Below are 16,343 nucleotides of genomic sequence, written 5' to 3'. Positions count from 1 at the left end.
TGCAAAATAGCGCATAATTATTGCAATAAAATTAACTTTTGGATGCAAAATGTGGGTTTTTACGAGTGTTGCAGATTGGATTGATGAACAAGGAAAAAGCGCCGATTCAGTATTGGATCAGTTGGTCGAAGACTCACATTACAATCACGGTGTAATGATTGCAGCCGCCACAACGCACTCATTCATGAAATTTGGTGCATCAATGTCGGACATTTTGCGCTTGGGCGATGGCGTTAAAAAGGGTGGAGTGTCTGGCTTTTTTGCCGATGGGATGAGGTTCATCGCTATCTTCCCGGTCGGCAAAGCCACACAAATGGCGAAATCTGCAGTACTGCTAAACAGAGCGAAGGTCATCCAAGACATTGCGCCAAGAGCAGGAATTTGCTCTTGGGTGGGTACGACCAAGGCATTGGCACAAACCGGGCATCATGCCAACGGAAAACTCTATGCACATGTTGCCGACTTAGCGGCCGCTGTGGGTATCTCGATTGATCGGCTTGGCGGGGTCGCTCTGGAAACGATGGCGCACAATCTGCAAAATCTGGGGGCGAGGATAGGAAACTTGGTATCAGTTCGCAATCTTGAGGAAATTTTGGCGAAGGGTTTGCTGAAGCGAGATGGAAGTGTAGTCCTTATTTCAGTAAGGTTGATGCGTGCTGGCAAGGACATTGGCGGCCATTTGATCTACGCGTTTTATGACACCTTCGGGCGGTTGCGATTCATGGACCGGACTATAGTTTCAAAAAACCAAGGTACCTATGCAAGCCTGGGTGAACTGGGCATCAAGTATGGAGCAGATGCGATGATTCCAAGGGCGGCATTGCCAATCTATAATATGTTCGTTAAATCCGTCGCTTACCAGACGCCAACGTTAGTGCTTCCAATTGCCGCCGTAGTAGCACAGTATCAGGAGAAAAAGCCTCAAGTGGCGAAGTCCCCTTCAAAAAAATAACACATCTACAGACTTCAAATTGTCCGCAAACACCCAAACACAGGAACGCGAGATGAACATCGATTTTGTGCCAGTACCCGAGCTGGCTTGTCCCCAATGCGGAGCTACCAATTGGCGACATTTCGATCTACCTGCCAACACCTGCTTACAACATGAATTGTTGCAAAACTGCGAGAGACTCATCAATGTAACCGTCTATGTATTTATTGCGGTAGGCTTCCTTTTCATTTTTCCCGCTCTGCAAGAGCTTGCTTTAATTGCCGTTGGAATGCTCTTATGCCTCGCACCAACAATCTTTCTTTTAATGCGATTGGGCGGTCATATCAGGTCGACAATTCATTTGTGCGAAAGTTGCGGTTTTTTCAGCTCAGAATAATTTTGCGGCTGCGCCACTCCTAACTAGCCGGTGATCAGCACCGTTCCTGCGTATAGCCGGGAACAGACCCACACCACATGCTTGATCACCCGTGAACAGAAGTCACAGTTTATCAATCAGAAAAATACCGTCGGATTTTCATTGTCGGAGAGTGAGAATGAAGGGGATGTATGGCTCTCGGAAGCACATGAAGAAAAAATTCCGATACGTAAAGAAGTGAAGTCGGCATGTTGATCGATGTAGGGACGCGTGGAATAATGGTCCCATCCGTAGCGGGCCGATCTTCAAAGCCAGACATGTTTTGCTTACACTGCTTATCGACGATAATCGACTGCTTATTTCATGGTTCCTGTCGCATTGTTGAACGAACGACGGAATTTTCCTGGAGCGGCACGATGGCCCTCAAACTGGACGGACCATTCAGAATCACATCGAGAGGAAATCGCATCCCTTTGAAGTTGAGCATGTCGATTCGTCTTAGATTCGGGCGCCGCAACTTATATGATTGTCCGGCTGACGTTCGCTAATGCAACAGAACCATCTATAATATGTTCGCTAAATCCGCCGTTTACCAGATGCCGAGCATAGTGCTTCCAATTATCGCCGTAGTAGCACATATGAAGACAAAAAACCTCAAGGGGCGAAGTCCCCTGCAAAAAAATAACCCATCTACAGTGCGCAAATTGTCCACCAGGACTCAGATATAGGAACGCCAGATGAACATCGATTATATGCCAGTACCCGAAATGGTTTGTCCTCAATGCGGAGCTAGCAAATGGCGACATTTCGATATACCTGGTAACACCCGCTTACAACATCGATTGTTGCGAAACGGCAAAATACTCATCACTGCAAGCGTCTCTGGATTTATTGCGGCAAGCTACCTTCTCATTCTTCCCGCTCTGCAGGCGCTTGGATTTATTGCTATTGGAGTACTTTTGTGCCTCGCGCCATCGATCTTCCTTGTACTTCGATTGAGCCACCATATCAGGTCGACACTTCATTTGTGCGAAAGTTGCGGTTTTTTCAGCTCGGAATAACTTTGCGGCTGGGCCACTCCCAACCAGCCAGTAATCGCAGCGTTCCTGCGTACAGTAGGGGACAGACCCACACCACATGCTTGATCATCCGTGAACCGAAGCCACAGTGAAGGTAGAAGCTTGTCCACCCAAACAAGCAATTGCGGCGCCGGCTCGACCGTTCCAGCCCAGCGGACAGGCAGGTCGCAGCGCCATCGCGCCTCGCGTGCAAGCTGTTGTTAAACCTCTTTGCAAAATTGCACCCTCGGAATATTTCTTGATGTTAGTATGCGCATCGGGCATCAGCGCCGCACCTGGCGCAGCCTCCGTGCCCGCCAAGCATCCGCCAGCGGCCAGCAAACATTGTCGGGGGACCCATGTCGGTTCAAGCCACACCGTTGCGCATTTCTCCTTTACTGGCCGTGCAGGGCCGCGAACACGACCTCGACTATGCTCCCGCGCCCTGGGTGCTCAAGCAATGCGCCGAGACCGACATCATCTTCCTGGCCAATCCGCCCGCCTACGAAGAACTCAGTGAAACCTACGCCTACGAAGTGACATTCAGCAAGGAATCGGCCGCACGCAAGCAGGCCGAGCCGATCCGTTACGCCTTCAGCACCATGCTCAAGCACTTCCGCGCCAGGGTCTTGAAGCGCAACAAGGTGCTGGGCATCCTGAACCAGTTGATCGCCGCCTCGCCGTCGGCGCGCATCAACGTGCTCGACGTCGGCTGCGGCTGGGGCGAGCTGCTGCAAACCCTGATGACCTCGCTGCCGCCTGCCCTGCGCGGCCGGGTCGCGCCGCACGGGGTGGAAATTTCGCGCGCGCTCTCGACCCTGTCGGACGACAAGCTGCGCCCGCTGGGCGGACGCTGCGTGCACGCCTCGGCCCAGGATGGCGTGCTGCGTTTCGAGGAAGATTATTTCGACATCATCGTCATGGCCTCCTACCTCGAACACGAAGCCAGTCCGCTCGAAGTGCTGGAAAACTGCCGCAAGCGCCTCAAGGCGGACGGCACCATCATCGTCAAGGTGCCCAACTTCGCCTGCTACAACCGGATGATCCGCGGCCCGCGCTGGAGCGGCTTTCGCTGGCCCGACCACGTCAATTACTTCACGCCCAAGACGCTGCGCGCGATCGCCGCGCGCGCCGGGCTGGACGTGGTGCGCATGAGCGCACTCGACACCACCCCGTTCAGCGACAATATGTACGCCTTGCTGCGCACCAGCAAGGCGCAATAACCCAGCGCCATCGCACAGGGCCATCATCGCGATCAAGAGGCTGCGCATTCCTGCTAACATTGGCGAATGCGAATCCCTTCTTTCAAACCCCTCATCCTCTCCCTGCTGGCCGGCGTGGCCCTGGCCGCGTGCAGCCCTCAATTCAACTGGCGCGATTACAGCAGCCAGGATGCGCCCTTCCGCGTGATGTTCCCCGACAAACCGGCCACCCACGCGCGCGACGTCGACCTGAACGGCATGACGGTCAAGATGACCATGACCGCGGCCCAGGTCAACGGCACCATGTTCGCCGTCGGCAGCGGCGAAGCGCCCGACGCCGACAAGGCCGAAGCGGCCGTGGCGGCCATGAAGACGGCGCTGGTGCGCAATATCGGCGCCACCATCAACAGCGAAAAGCAGGGCAGGGCCTCGGCCGCCGCCGGCAGCGCCACGGCGCGTTCGAGCGCCATCGACATCGACGCGAGCGGCGTGCAGAAAGGCGTGCCGATGCGCCTGGTCGGCCATTTCGAGTCGCGCAACAAGCGCTTTTACCAGGTCATCGTGATGGGCAAGGAAAAGGACATCTCGCAGGAACAGGTCGAGATGTTCATGTCCTCGTTCAAGCTGCAATAAGAACGTGACCGGGCACGTGACGGCGACCCTGGGCGGTGCGCGCGCGGCGCGCGTGTTCCTGTGCTTTGCGCTGGGCTACCTGCTTTCGTACGCGCTGCGGGCGGTCAACGCCGTCATCGCGCCGGCGCTGGTGGCCGAGATGGGCTTGTCGAACGCCGACCTGGGACTGCTCTCGTCGGCCTATTTCGTCGCCTTCGGCGCCATGCAGCTGCCGCTCGGCGTGTGGCTCGACAAATACGGCGCGCGCCGCACCGAATCGACCCTGCTGCTGTGCGCCGCCCTGGGCGCGGCCGTGTTTGCGAGCAGCAGTTCGCTGGCCGGCCTGTGGCTCGGGCGCGCCCTGATCGGGATCGGCGTGTCGGCCTGCCTGATGGCCGCCTTCAAGGCCTACCGCCAGTGGTTTCCGCTCGAACGCCAGAGCCAGCTGGCCAGCTGGATGCTGGTGGCCGGCACCTCGGGCGCGCTCACCGCCACCGTGCCGGTGACCATGGCGCTGCCGGCGATCGGCTGGCGCGGCATTTTCTGGGTGGTCGCGGCCCTGCTGCTGGCGGTCGCCGGCGCGATCTTCTTTTCACTGCGCGAGGTCGAACGCCAGTTCGACAGCGGCGCGGCCAAGGGTGGCGTGGCGCTTGCCGATGGCGGCTACCGGCGCATTTTCGGCAGCGCCTATTTCTGGCGCATGGGCGTGCCGGGCCTGCTCAATCACGGCATTTTCTTCGCGCTGCAAACCCTGTGGGCCGGACCGTGGATGACGACCGTGCTGGGAAAAAGCGCGCAGCAGACCGGCTCCATCCTGTTCGCATTCAATGCCGTGCTGCTGCTGTCCTACCTGGCGCTTGGCTGGGCCGCGCCGCGGCTGGTGGCGCGCGGCTGGAACACGCACCGCATCATCGGCGTCGGGATTGGCGGCATGGTGGCCGCGCAGGCGGCCATGCTGGCCACCAGTGCGCCGCTGGCCTGGCTGCTTTGGCTGCTGCTGGCGGCCTGCGTGCCGGTCACCACCCTGGTGCAGTCGCACGTCGCGCTGGCCTTCCCGGCCGCGCTGGCAGGGCGCGCCAACTCGGCCTACAACCTGCAACTGTTCATCGGCGCCTTTGCCACCCAGTGGGGCTTCGGGGTGGCGGTCGACCTGTTCAAGGCGCACGGCGCCCCGGCGCCCGACGCCTTCCGCGCCACCCTCGCCATCGCCGTGCTGCTGCAGGCCGGCGCGCTGGCCTTCTTCACCTTCAGCCGCGCACAACCCGGAAACGCACGACCATGAACCACGACAGCGGCGCCGCCCTGAAGCTGACGGCACTGAGCAAGCACTTCGGCCGCCCGGCCGTCGACCAGCTGGACCTGACGGTGCGGTGCGGCGAGCTGTATGCGCTGCTCGGCCCCAACGGCGCCGGCAAGACCACCACCTTGCGCATGGTGGCCGGCCTGCTGGCGCCCGACGCCGGCCGCATCGAGGTGCTCGGGGTGGACCTCGCGCGCGACCCGGCGGCGGCCAAGCGCAACATGGCCTACCTGCCGGACGACCCGATGCTGTACGCCAAACTGAAACCCACCGAATACCTGGAATTCGTGGCCGGCCTGTGGGGCATCGACGCCGACGAAGCCGAGCCGCGCGCGCGCCGCCTGCTCGACTGGCTCGACCTCGCCGCGCACGCGCACGAACTGACCGAGGGCTTTTCGCGCGGGATGAAGCAAAAGCTTGCGCTGGCCGGGGCGCTGATCCACGAACCGCGCCTGCTCATCCTGGACGAACCGCTCACCGGGCTCGATGCGGCCGCCGCGCGCCAGGTCAAGGACCTGCTGCTGGCGCACGTGGACGGCGGCGGCACCGTCATCCTCACCACCCACATCCTGGAAGTGGCCGAACGGCTGGCGCAGCGTATCGGCATCATCGAGCACGGGCACCTGATCGCCGAGGGCACGCTCGACGAGCTGCGTGCGCAGACCGAGGGCGGCACCCTGGAAGACGTGTTCCTGCAGTTGACAGGGAAACGCTGATGGCGCGTCCCGGCAGCGCCCTGTGGCTGCTGCGGCACGAGCTGCGTCTGGCCATGTTCGACATGCTGGGCATGCGCAAGGATGCGGCCAGCATGGGCATCGGCAAGAAGACGCTCGCGGTGTGGCTGATCCTCGCCACGCTGATGCACGGCTTCGCGTTCATGGCGCTGAGCCACGCCACGATCCCGGCCGGGCCGCCGGCGCACGCGCTGCTGAAGATGGTCGGCGCACTGATGGCCGGTATTTTCACGCTCATGCTCTCGACCGGCCTCAATGCCAGCGTGACGGCGCTGTTCGAGCGGCGCGACCTCGACCTGCTGCTGTCGTCGCCCATCCCGTCAACCAGCGTGTTCAGCGTGCGCCTGGCGGCGATCGCGGCCAGCAGTTGCACGCTGTACCTGTTTTTCCTGGCGCCGTTCGCGCATGCCGGCATCGTGCTCGGGCAGTTCCGCTGGCTGGGAATCTACCCGGCCATCATCGGCATGACGCTCACCTCGTCATCGATCGCGATGCTGCTCACCCTGGGGCTGGTGCGCTGGCTTGGCGTGCGGCGCACGCGCGTGACGGCGCAACTGCTCGGCGCACTGTCGGGGGCCGCGGTGTTTTTGCTGACGCAGGCATTTAACAGTGCGTTCGGGCCGGACGTGCAGCGCATCGTCACGCGCCTGGCCTCGCTGTTCGACGAGGGCGCCACGCTCGGCGTCGACAGCGTCGCCTGGCTGCCCGCCAGGGCGGCGCTGGGCATGCCGCTGCCGGCCTTGCTGATGCTCGCCACGGGCGGCGCGGTGTTCCTGCTGACAGCGCGCCTGACGCATCGCTTTTTTGTGCGCGGCGTGCAGCAGGCCGCGGGCGCAGCGCGGGTGGCCAGGGCGCCGGCGGGGGGCGTGCGCCTGCGCTTCGGGCGCGGTCTCGCGCGCACCGTCATCGTCAAGGAATGGCGCCTGATCTGGCGCGACCCGCAACTGATCGCGCAGGTGGGATTGCAACTGATGTACATGCTGCCTTTGCTCATGCCGCTGCTGTTCGGGCGCGCGGTCTCGCTACCGACGGTGGCGGCGGCGCTGGTGTTTTTATGCGGCACGCTCAGTTCCTCGCTGGCCTGGATCGTGATCGCCGCCGAAGACGCCCCCGACCTGCTGCGCGGCGCCCCGTGCAGCCAGGGCGCGATCCGGCGCGCCAAGCTAGCCGCGGTGGCGATCCCGCCGCTGGCGGTGGCGCTGCTGCCGCTATGCTGGCTGGGCATGCGCCAGCCAGCCGCGGCGGCCATCATGCTGCTTGCCTGCACCATGTGCGCATGCAACAGCGCGCTGGTGGTGGCATGGTGCAGCCCGCCGGCCGCGCGCGGCGACTCCAAGCGGCGCGGCAAGTCGAACCTGGCCCGCACCATCTTCGAACTGCTGACCGGCGCCGGCTGGGCAGGCCTGAGTTTCATCTTGCTGTACGGCCAGGCGCACGGCTGGAACGCGCCGGTCGTGGTCGGGGCCGTCATGAGCACGCTGCTGCTGATGGCCTTCGCGGCAACGGCATGGTTTTTCCGGGTGAAACCCGGTTGAGCCGGCGCACAGGCGTGACGCGCAAGGCGCGTATCGTCACGACCAAAATCGCCGGTTCGTGTTATCGTTTCACTATGTACGCATAATTAGAAAGTTCCTATGTTAATTACCTTTACCTCCAAAGCAGCATCAGAAGTTTTGATGTACAAGGAACACGCAAAACGCATCCTCGACCTGCTCCATAAAAATGCCGACCAGGGTGTCATCACGGCAGCCGAAGCGCCGCATGCCTTGCAAGTTCTCGAGCAAGAAATCGCCGAGAGCCGCCAGCATGCCGTGTCCGAAGATGTCGAGCGCGATGTCCATGCGCATCACAACGAAGACGGCGACGACGCCAACCACGAAGAAATCCAGGCGGTCAGTTTTTCGACCCGCGCTTATCCTCTGGTGGAAATGCTGCGCGCAGCCAAGGCCGGCGGTCACGACGTGGTCTGGGGCGTCTGATGTCCGCGCTGGTGGCGCAACACAGCCACCAGCTCGTTGCCGCCGACGGCACCTTGCTGCATGTCAGCGACTACCTGCTGCCGGCGGCGCCGCTGCGCGCCAGCGTCGTGATCATGCATGGCCTCGGCGAGCATAGCGGACGCTATCGCCACCTGGCCGCGTTCTTCAACGATTGCGGCCTGTCGGTGCGCTGTTACGACCACCGCGGCCATGGCCGCTCGCAAGGCAAACGCGGCGACGTCATCAACGGCGATCCGCTGCTGCAAGATGCCGAAATCGTCATCGACGACTTTGCCGCGCGCTTTCGCCTGCCTCCCTTTTTGTTCGGCCACAGCATGGGCGGCTTGTTCGCGGCGCGCTTCGCCCTGTCTGGCGTGTCGCCCTTGCGCGGCCTGATCCTGTCCTCTCCCGCCCTGGCGCTGCGCCTGTCGCGCCTGCAACTACTGCTGCTGAAGGCCTTGCACGCGCTGGCGCCGTCGCTGGCTGTGCCGAACGGCTTGCCGCCGCGCTGGCTGTCGCACGATGCGGGTGTCGTGGCGGCCTATCAATCCGATCCGCTGGTGCATGGGCGGATCAGCGCGCGCCTGATGCGCTCGATGCTGCGTTCGATCGATTATTGCCATGCGCACGCCGCCAAGTTGACCGTGCCGGCGCTGTTGCTCGCGGCCGGCGACGACCGGCTGGTCGACCCGGACGGCGTACGCCGTTTCGCCGCGCACTTGCCGCCCGGCCTGGCGCAGCTGCATGTGTACGAGGGCATGTATCACGAAATTTTCAACGAGCTCGACGCGGCCCGCCCGCTGGCGGACCTGCGCGCCTGGCTCGTCGCGCAAGACGCCTTGCAGAACAACTAGCCGGCTTCGTCGGTATGGATTCAAGAAAGCTGAATATTTGCATTTCGGCTGAGCAAACACTTGCGCTCGGTCAGTAGCAGGTACAACAGGCTGACGATCAGGCAGGTCCACCACATCGACCAGAGCGTGTGGGTGAGAAAGTGGGCGCCGCGCAGTTGCTGCACCCAGCCCAGCGCAAAACCGAGCCCGAGCATGGCCGCGCCCACGCGCAGGGCCGTGCGCGGCCGGTGCGGCAGCCAGAACACCGCCAGGGACACCAGCCATAGCGCGCTCGACGCGTGGCCGGCCGGCATGCAATGGCCAAGCGAGGCGTACGGCAAGGCCGACTGGAACAGGCGCACATAGGTTTCGTCGCCGCCGAACAGCGCCAGGTCCCACGGGCAATGCGAGGCGCTCATATATTTCAGCGCGCTGATCCAGGATGGCGCCAGCAGCGCCGACAGCGCCACCACGCGCAGGCGCAGGCGGAAAGGCATGGTCCAGGCCGCGCGTGGCCAGAGCAGGTCGAACAAGGCGGTCAGCACCATGCCGCCCGCCAAGGTCAGCAATACGGCCTTGGCCCAGACATGGCTGACCGTTTCGGCAAACCACGCATGGCGCCAGGGAAAAGTGCCGCTGGCCGGATCGAACATGGCTTGCGCCAGCATCAGGTCGAGGTCGGTGAAGGCGTTGATCCATGCGATCGCCAGTGCGCTGCCCGCCAGCGCCAGGACCAGTCGCTTACGACTCATGCGTGCACGGCCCGAAGATGTCGAGGCCCGGATTGTAGACCGCCGTGCTGATGCGGTGCATGCCCAGCACCGAATGGAATACATTGTCGTGCGAGAACGATTGTCCGGTGCGCGCCGCCAGGCAGCGCTGGTCGATATGGAAGCGCGAACGGAAGCCCTCCGACAGCCACAGCATGAATGGCACTTCGCGCTGCTCGGCCGGGGAAATCACATACGGCGCTCCGTGCAGATACATATTGTGTTCGCCGAGCGATTCGCCATGGTCGGAAAAATACAGCAAGGCGGTATTGACCAGTTCCTTCTCGCCGCTGGCCTTGAGCAATTCGATGGCCTGGTTGAGGAAGTGGTCGGTGTACAGGATCGAGTTGTCGTAGGCGGCCACGATCGATTCGCGCGAGCACGATTCGAGCTGGTTGGTCCGGCATACCGGGCCGAAGCGCTGGAAGGCGGCGGGCGCGCGTTTCCAGTACGCGGGGCCGTGGCTGCCTTTCTGGTGCAGGACGATGACCAGGTCCTTGCGCGCCTTGCGGATCAGCTCGGGCAAGCCGTCGAGCAGGCGTTCGTCGTAGCATTCGTCGTCGACACACCATTTGTTGCCGGGATCGGCCTGCGACAGGTCTTCGACCTCGACCCGGTCGCAGGTCCCTTTACAGCCAGAATTATTGTCGCGCCACAGCACGCCGAAACCGGCATGCGACAGCACGTCGAGCAAGCCCTGCTGCGCATAGGCCTTATCATCGGAATAGTTTTCGCGGCCCAAGGCGGAAAATACGCAGGGTACCGACACCGCCGTGGCCGTGCCGCACGATTGCACATCGGTGAAGTTGAGCAAATCAGCTTGTTTCGACAGTTCCGGATTGGTGAGACGGGCGTAGCCGTTGAGCGAAAAATTGGCGGCGCGCGCGGTCTCGCCAACCACGATCAGGGTGACCGAGCGAGCGCTGTTGCCGCCGGCGCTGGCGCGCCTGGTCGCGTCCATGCCCAGCGGCGCGACCACCAGCGCCTGGGCGCGGCGCTGCTTGACGTAGCCGTTGATGGCCTGGATGTAATTCGTCGGCGCCAGCAAATAGCGTAGTTCGCGGTGCTCGCGCAGCGCGGGCGCCAGGCTTTTGAAGAACAAGAACAACAATATCGCCGCCACCAGCAAGGAGCCGCCGATGTTGGCAGCCTGCAGCACCAGGCCACGCTTGCCCGCGCAAAACAGGATCTGCGTGCGCCATACCAGCAGCGAGGGCAGGATACCCAGCACGGTGATGGTCAGCAGCAGCTTCCAGTTCAGCAATTCGAGGGCTTCGTGGACATCGGTTTCGAGCAAGTTCTGGATCATCGACTTGTCGATCGCGGTGCCGTACTCGTTCATGAAGTAGTACGTGGCCGAGGTCGCCATGAACAAAACGACCAGCAAGGGCTTGACGATGAAGCGAAAATTGATGAGGTTCAGGCAGGCATTGAACAAGAGCACCAGCAAGGCGAAACTGCCCAGGTGCAGCGGCAGGTGCGACAGCCCGAGGCCGCCGGTAGCGCTGAAAAACGTGCGCCAGAAGGTGCCGTTGCACGCGGTGAGCAGGAATACCGAGGCGCCCAGGATGAGCAGGGAAGCGTGGATGCGCGGTGCGGTGTTCAATGTCAACGGAATCTCCAGGGTCAGCGATGCCACCTGGCAAGGCGGCACATGCTGGCGAAGATACCGTTTTGAACATCAAGCCGGCGTCAACCGGGCGTTAAGATTTCGTTAAAGCAGGATTGAAGCGGATTTCGAGAATGCTGCCGCCGCCCACGCGTTCGCTGTACACGAGGGTGGCGCCGAGGTACTCGCAGATGCGGCGCACCAGGGCCAGGCCGAGGCCCGCGCCTGCGGAACCTTTCGCCAGCGCCGCCGGCGCGGCGCCCTGGGCCGGGTCGAAGATGGCGCGCACGGCCAATGGCAGGCCGGGGCCGGTATCTTCGACCAGCACCGATTCGGCGCCAAGCCGGACCGCGACCTCCCCCTGCGCGGTGTACTGGCAGGCATTGCGGATCAGGTTGCCGACAGCCGCCACCAGCAATTCGGGCGGCGCAGCGATGGCGAAGGCGGGACCGCCGAGGAAGCGCAGCGCGACCGGCGTGCCGGCAACCAGCGACTGGGCGCGCTCGGTTTCGGCGCGGGCGATCTGGTCGACGCTGGTGACGGGATGGGCGATGCGGTCGCGCGAACGCGCCAGGGTCAGCAGCACGTTGACGCAGGCGGACGCCTCGTTGGCGGCGCGCAGAATACGCTCGGCCGCGGCGGCGGTGGCCGGATTGGCATCCGGCTGGGCGAGGATGATTTCGGCCGCGCCCGTGATCACGGTCAGCGGCGTACGCAATTCGTGGCTGACGTCGCCGGTGAACAGGCGCTCGCGCTCGAGGTAGGTGCGCAGCTCGCTGGTGTGGGCGGCGAAAGCGCGCGCCAGCACGCCGAGTTCGTCGCTGCGTTCGAGCAGGGGCAATTCGGCGGAACTTTCGCGCACGGCGGCAGCCAGGGTGGTAATCGGGGTCACGAAGCGGCGCCCGATGAAGCCGCCCAAAAACAGCGAAAACAGCATGATCCCGATAAAACCGACGCCGAACATCGAATAGACGACCAGTTCGATCTTTTCGTAATCGCTTTCGTGGTCGACCACCACATAATTGCCGGCGTCATCCTTGCCCGCAAGAACGTGCAAGCCGATGCCGTCGACATGGACTTCGCCTACGCCTTCCGGCAAGTTGCGCAGCGGCGGGGGAATGGCGTTGCCGTGGTGAAAACTCAGGCCGGCGGGCATGGCGACCGGCAAGCCGCCGGCATGGCGCGGTGCGGCCCAGGCGGCGGCCTCGGCAAGTCGATTATCGACCAGGTGGACCTCGATGCCTTCGACCGCGACGATGGCGATGGCCGCTAAAAAGAGCGAGGAGCCGAGCGCGAACAGCAGGTAGGCGACGGCGATGCGGCGGCGCAGGGAGTCAGGCGGCTTCATCGGCGCTCACCAGTTTGAAACCGAGTCCGGGGACGGTGCGCAGCATGGGGAAAGGAAACGGTTTGTCGAGGGCCTGGCGCAGGGCATGAATATGGGTGCGCAAGGCATCGCTGTCGGGGCGGTCGTCGCCCCAGACGGCTTGTTCGATCACGTGGCGCGGCACCACGTTGGGCGCCTCGCGCATCAGGCGTTTGAGGATGGTGTAGCCGGTTTTGGTCAGGGCCAGCGGGATGCCGGCGCGGGCCGCTTCGTAGGTGCCGGTGTTAAAGCTCAGCTCGCCGACGCGCAGGATGGCGGCGCCACCGACGGCGCCGTTGGCGCGGCGCAGCAAGGCCTTCAGGCGGATGTCGAGTTCGACCAGGGAAAATGGCTTGACCAGGTAATCGTCGGCGCCACTGTCGAAGCCGGCGACCTTGTCTTGCAAGGTGTCGCGCGCGGTCAGCATCAGGACCGGGATGTTGCTTTTGAGTTCGCCACGGAGTTTCTGGCAGATATCCAGGCCGGTCAGGCCGGGCAGCATGACGTCGAGAACCACCACGTCATAGGTGTTCTGGGCGGCCAGCGCCAGGCCGGCATAGCCATTGGCGGCCGAGTCGAGGATGTAACCCTTCGGTTCCAGGAAACCGTACAGGTTGGCCACGATGTCGGGATTGTCTTCGATGATGAGGATGCGCATGGGGCTATTCTAGTGCACTGCGGCTGCCGGGGGGCGCGACCAGCCTGCGGCGGGCGTGGGCGAGACTGCGTATGTTGCCAACTGCTACAATCACTGCCTTTTTTCGATGTGGCAGATTGCAACAATGACTCAGGATTCCATCAAGCGCGGCGGTTTTAGTTCCAGTTTCGGGGTATTGGCGGCAACGCTCGGCTCGGCCGTTGGCCTTGGCAATATCTGGAAATTCCCTTATCTGACGGGCGCCAACGGCGGTGCCGGTTTTTTGCTGATCTATGTGCTCTGCACGTTGGTGGTCGGTATTCCGGTCATGATCGCGGAAATCACCATGGGGCGCGCGGCGAAGGCCAATCCGATCACTGCGCTGCAGCGCTTAAACCCGGGTAAAGCGCCGTGGTGGCTGATTGGCGTGGCGGGCATGGCCGCCGCTTTCCTGATCCTGTCGTTTTATTCCGAAGTGGTCGCGTGGGTGTTTGCGTATGTCATCAAGGCCATCGACGGTTCCATTCTCAGCAGCGAGCGACGCGTGGCGGAAAGCGCCTTCGGGGCGCTGATCGGCGATCCGGTTCAATCGCTGTTGTGGCAATGGTTCGTGCTGGCGTTTATCGGCGGCATCTTGCTGCTTGGCGTGACCAAGGGCATTGAAGGACTGGCCAAGAAATTAATGCCGGTCCTGTTCGTGCTGCTGCTCTTGCTGTGCGGGGTCAGCCTGTCGCTGGAGAAAGCCGCTGACGGCCTGGCCTTCCTGCTGCGCCCGGAGTTCAGCAAGATCAGTGCTGGCGTGGTATTGACGGCAATGGGCTTGGCGTTTTTCAAGCTGTCGCTGGGAATGGGAACGATGATGACCTACGGTTCCTATTTTCGCGACGATCAGAATATCCCGCAAACGGCCTTGAGGGTCATGGCCGCCGATCTGTGCGTTTCCATGCTGGCGGGGATCGCCATCTTCCCGGCGGTATTTACATTCGGATTTGAACCGTCAGCGGGTCCCGCGCTGGTCTTCATGACGATTCCCGCGGTGTTCTCGCAAATTCCGGGTGGCCACCTGCTGATGATCGTTTTCTTTGTGCTGGCGGCGGTAGCGGCGACCGGAGCGATGCTGTCGCTGATGGAGGTGCCGGTGGTGATTTTGCATGAGCGCCTTGGCATGAGCCGTCCGAAGGCGACCTTGATCACGATTGCCTGCCTGATGCTGCTCGGTTCCACGTGCGCGCTGACGAATAACGTGCTGTCCGGCGTCAAGGTGTTTGGACTGAATCTGTTCGACCTCTTCGATTTCGTGTCCTCGAATATCTTGCTGCCGCTGGGAGGCATTTTGCTTGCCCTGTTTGCAGGCTGGGTATGGGGTGCGGATCGATTCAACGATGCCATATCGAACAAAGGCAGTCTGTCCAATGCGGCGACCGCGCGCGTGGTGCTGTTTTTGCTGCGCTACGTGTCGCCCTTGCTGATTTTGCTGGTGATGCTCAAAGGGTTGAAGGTATTTTAAGCGGCGCGAAAGGCGTGGCCATCATGCTTGTCATGCGCTTTCACGAGTTGGAATGAGCCGCCCCTCGCGATAGGCGCTGCCGAACAAGCGGGCCAGACAGGCGCTCACGTTGCGCAGGGCCAGTTGCGGGCATGCCTGCCGCGTGGCTGCGGACTCACGGTGTCGTCGCACAGCGCGCGCGAAGCGGGAATTGAATTTTTTTGGCGCCGACTCTGGCCGGAAGCCTGCATCGGTCGCGATGGCGCCGATTTTGAACTTGCTGCGTCCGTGTTTTTACCGTAACGATGGATATTGATGTTGACTGCGTCATTGATCAGCAGCGTTGCCTCAATTGACCAGAAAATCGCCTCCCATGGGCGGCCGCATAATTGCAATAGTGCGGCGGAAAATGAGCGGCCGGGCAACCTCCCGGCTTGGTAAAATCGGCGCTCACATTTTACTATCTATCATCAGGTCGTTTCACGGGCCATCAACCATGGGCCACGAGAGCGAACGATGACACAACAACAAGTACAAACCAGCCAAGCTCAAGCTGCCCCAGCAACGGATGCATGCGCACTGGGGGCGCTGATGACCAGCTACGATAAAGGCTTTCCAGCAGCAAACGTCGGATGGTGTGTGGCTGCGCGCCTGTTCCACTCCACTCGACCTACGCCACAATAAGCCGGCGAAAGCGAGCGATGACACACGGCGACCAAGAACGAGGCGCGCACGCGCTGGGTCACCGAACGCTACCTACGGCAAAAGCCGTTCATTTCTGTTGGTCGGCTGGCTCATGTCGGCGCTGTTTGCCGGGGCCGGCGCCTTTGCGCTATGGATGAACATGCGGATCATGGAGAGCGCCGGGTGGCCTCACCGGCTCGTTTATCGATATTGCCGGCGGCAAATGAGGCAAAAGCCGGGGCATCGACACGTCAGCTCCACCACCACGCGATGTTGCATCTCCTAAATCGCCGTCAAGATACGACACCACTCAGGAACCGGTCGATTGATACAAAACGCGGACGAAAAAAAACCCGCATGGCTTTCGCTCACACGGGTTCTTCTCTTATAACTAGCCTGACGATGACCTACTTTCACACTGGTTGCAGCACTATCATCGGCGTAAAATCGTTTCACGGTCCTGTTCGGGATGGGAAGGGGTGGTACCGATTTACTATGGTCATCAGGCATAACTTGTACAGCTTGGTGCTCCCGACCGGGCAGCACTGGCTTGAATCTGGAAGAAGTATCGTTTTATTGTATTACTTGGGTAGTGATTGCGTATCAACACAAAACACAACGCGCATTTCTTATCTCTGTACCTGCTAAGGTTATAGGGACAAGCCGTACGGGCAATTAGTATCAGTTAGCTTAATGCATTACTGCACTTCCACACCTGACCTATCAACGTCCTGGTCTCGAACGACCCTTTAAAGAGCTCAAGGCT

15 protein-coding genes and 2 rRNA genes are annotated in these 16,343 nt (G+C 61.6%); 11 read left to right on the top strand and 6 right to left on the bottom strand.

The window, feature by feature from the left end; all coding sequences use genetic code 11:
• Nucleotides 1-49 precede the first annotated feature (49 nt).
• From F0185_RS21550 to F0185_RS21505, 10 genes are all read left to right on the top strand, one after another.
• Nucleotides 50-952 (top strand): hypothetical protein, encoded by a 903-nt coding sequence (locus F0185_RS21550; RefSeq protein ID WP_167227947.1) that lies wholly within the window; start codon nt 50-52, stop codon nt 950-952.
• A 52-nt stretch (nt 953-1,004) separates the two neighbouring features.
• On the top strand, nt 1,005-1,328 hold the full coding sequence (locus F0185_RS21545; RefSeq protein ID WP_167227945.1) for a hypothetical protein: 324 nt from the start codon (nt 1,005-1,007) through the stop codon (nt 1,326-1,328).
• 716 nt (nt 1,329-2,044) lie between these two features.
• Nucleotides 2,045-2,368 (top strand): hypothetical protein, encoded by a 324-nt coding sequence (locus F0185_RS21540; protein WP_167227943.1) that lies wholly within the window; start codon nt 2,045-2,047, stop codon nt 2,366-2,368.
• Nucleotides 2,369-2,724: 356 nt separating this feature from the next.
• The gene (locus tag F0185_RS21535) at nt 2,725-3,588 is read left to right on the top strand and encodes a class I SAM-dependent methyltransferase (RefSeq protein ID WP_167227941.1); all 864 of its coding nucleotides are present in this window, start codon (nt 2,725-2,727) and stop codon (nt 3,586-3,588) included.
• A gap of 66 nt (nt 3,589-3,654) precedes the next feature.
• Nucleotides 3,655-4,200: a hypothetical protein gene (locus F0185_RS21530; RefSeq protein ID WP_167227939.1), complete on the top strand. Its 546-nt coding sequence runs from the start codon at nt 3,655-3,657 to the stop codon at nt 4,198-4,200.
• Between the two features lie 4 nt (nt 4,201-4,204).
• Nucleotides 4,205-5,461: an MFS transporter gene (locus tag F0185_RS21525; RefSeq protein WP_167227937.1), complete on the top strand. Its 1,257-nt coding sequence runs from the start codon at nt 4,205-4,207 to the stop codon at nt 5,459-5,461.
• The gene (locus F0185_RS21520) at nt 5,458-6,195 is read left to right on the top strand and encodes an ABC transporter ATP-binding protein (RefSeq protein ID WP_167227935.1); all 738 of its coding nucleotides are present in this window, start codon (nt 5,458-5,460) and stop codon (nt 6,193-6,195) included. The genes F0185_RS21525 and F0185_RS21520 overlap by 4 nt, the downstream gene beginning before the upstream one ends.
• A complete protein-coding gene (locus F0185_RS21515; protein WP_167227933.1) occupies nt 6,195-7,748 on the top strand; it encodes a putative ABC transporter permease subunit in 1,554 nt (517 codons plus the stop codon). The genes F0185_RS21520 and F0185_RS21515 overlap by 1 nt, the downstream gene beginning before the upstream one ends.
• Nucleotides 7,749-7,847: 99 nt before the next feature.
• Entirely contained in the window at nt 7,848-8,192 is a 345-nt protein-coding gene (locus tag F0185_RS21510; protein WP_167227931.1) for a DUF1840 domain-containing protein, read from the top strand.
• Nucleotides 8,192-9,046, top strand: coding sequence for an alpha/beta hydrolase (locus tag F0185_RS21505; protein ID WP_167227929.1), 855 nt, complete (start codon nt 8,192-8,194; stop codon nt 9,044-9,046). Before F0185_RS21510 ends, F0185_RS21505 begins: the two co-directional genes overlap by 1 nt.
• Before the next feature lie 20 nt (nt 9,047-9,066).
• On the opposite strand, the gene F0185_RS21500 is transcribed toward F0185_RS21505, so the two are convergent.
• The 4 genes from F0185_RS21500 to F0185_RS21485 all read right to left on the bottom strand — a co-directional run bounded on the left by F0185_RS21500 (nt 9,067) and on the right by F0185_RS21485 (nt 13,428).
• Nucleotides 9,067-9,777 carry a phosphatase PAP2 family protein gene (locus F0185_RS21500; protein ID WP_167227928.1) on the bottom strand — a complete coding sequence of 237 codons (711 nt, stop codon included), beginning with the start codon at nt 9,775-9,777 and terminating at the stop codon, nt 9,067-9,069.
• Complete coding sequence (locus tag F0185_RS21495; protein WP_229477131.1) at nt 9,767-11,407, bottom strand: phosphoethanolamine transferase; 1,641 nt, start codon at nt 11,405-11,407, stop codon at nt 9,767-9,769. The genes F0185_RS21500 and F0185_RS21495 overlap by 11 nt, the downstream gene beginning before the upstream one ends.
• Before the next feature lie 91 nt (nt 11,408-11,498).
• Nucleotides 11,499-12,752, bottom strand: a complete 1,254-nt coding sequence (locus tag F0185_RS21490; RefSeq protein ID WP_167227926.1) for a sensor histidine kinase — start codon at nt 12,750-12,752, stop codon at nt 11,499-11,501.
• Nucleotides 12,739-13,428, bottom strand: a complete 690-nt coding sequence (locus tag F0185_RS21485; RefSeq protein ID WP_166893328.1) for a response regulator transcription factor — start codon at nt 13,426-13,428, stop codon at nt 12,739-12,741. Before F0185_RS21485 ends, F0185_RS21490 begins: the two co-directional genes overlap by 14 nt.
• Before the next feature lie 124 nt (nt 13,429-13,552).
• Here F0185_RS21485 and F0185_RS21480 point away from each other — a divergent pair, with 124 nt between their 5' ends.
• On the top strand, nt 13,553-14,914 hold the full coding sequence (locus tag F0185_RS21480) for a sodium-dependent transporter (RefSeq protein ID WP_167227924.1): 1,362 nt from the start codon (nt 13,553-13,555) through the stop codon (nt 14,912-14,914).
• 1,057 nt (nt 14,915-15,971) lie between these two features.
• Here F0185_RS21480 and rrf read toward each other — a convergent pair.
• Together rrf and F0185_RS21470 are read right to left on the bottom strand one after the other, a co-directional pair.
• Nucleotides 15,972-16,084 (bottom strand): 5S ribosomal RNA (gene rrf / locus F0185_RS21475).
• A gap of 147 nt (nt 16,085-16,231) precedes the next feature.
• Nucleotides 16,232-16,343 (bottom strand): 23S ribosomal RNA (locus F0185_RS21470); the annotation flags it as partial.

Source organism: Massilia rubra (assembly GCF_011682065.1).
GTDB lineage: Bacteria > Pseudomonadota > Gammaproteobacteria > Burkholderiales > Burkholderiaceae_D > Telluria_A > Telluria_A rubra.
This window is presented reverse-complemented; position numbering and strand designations above follow the sequence as displayed.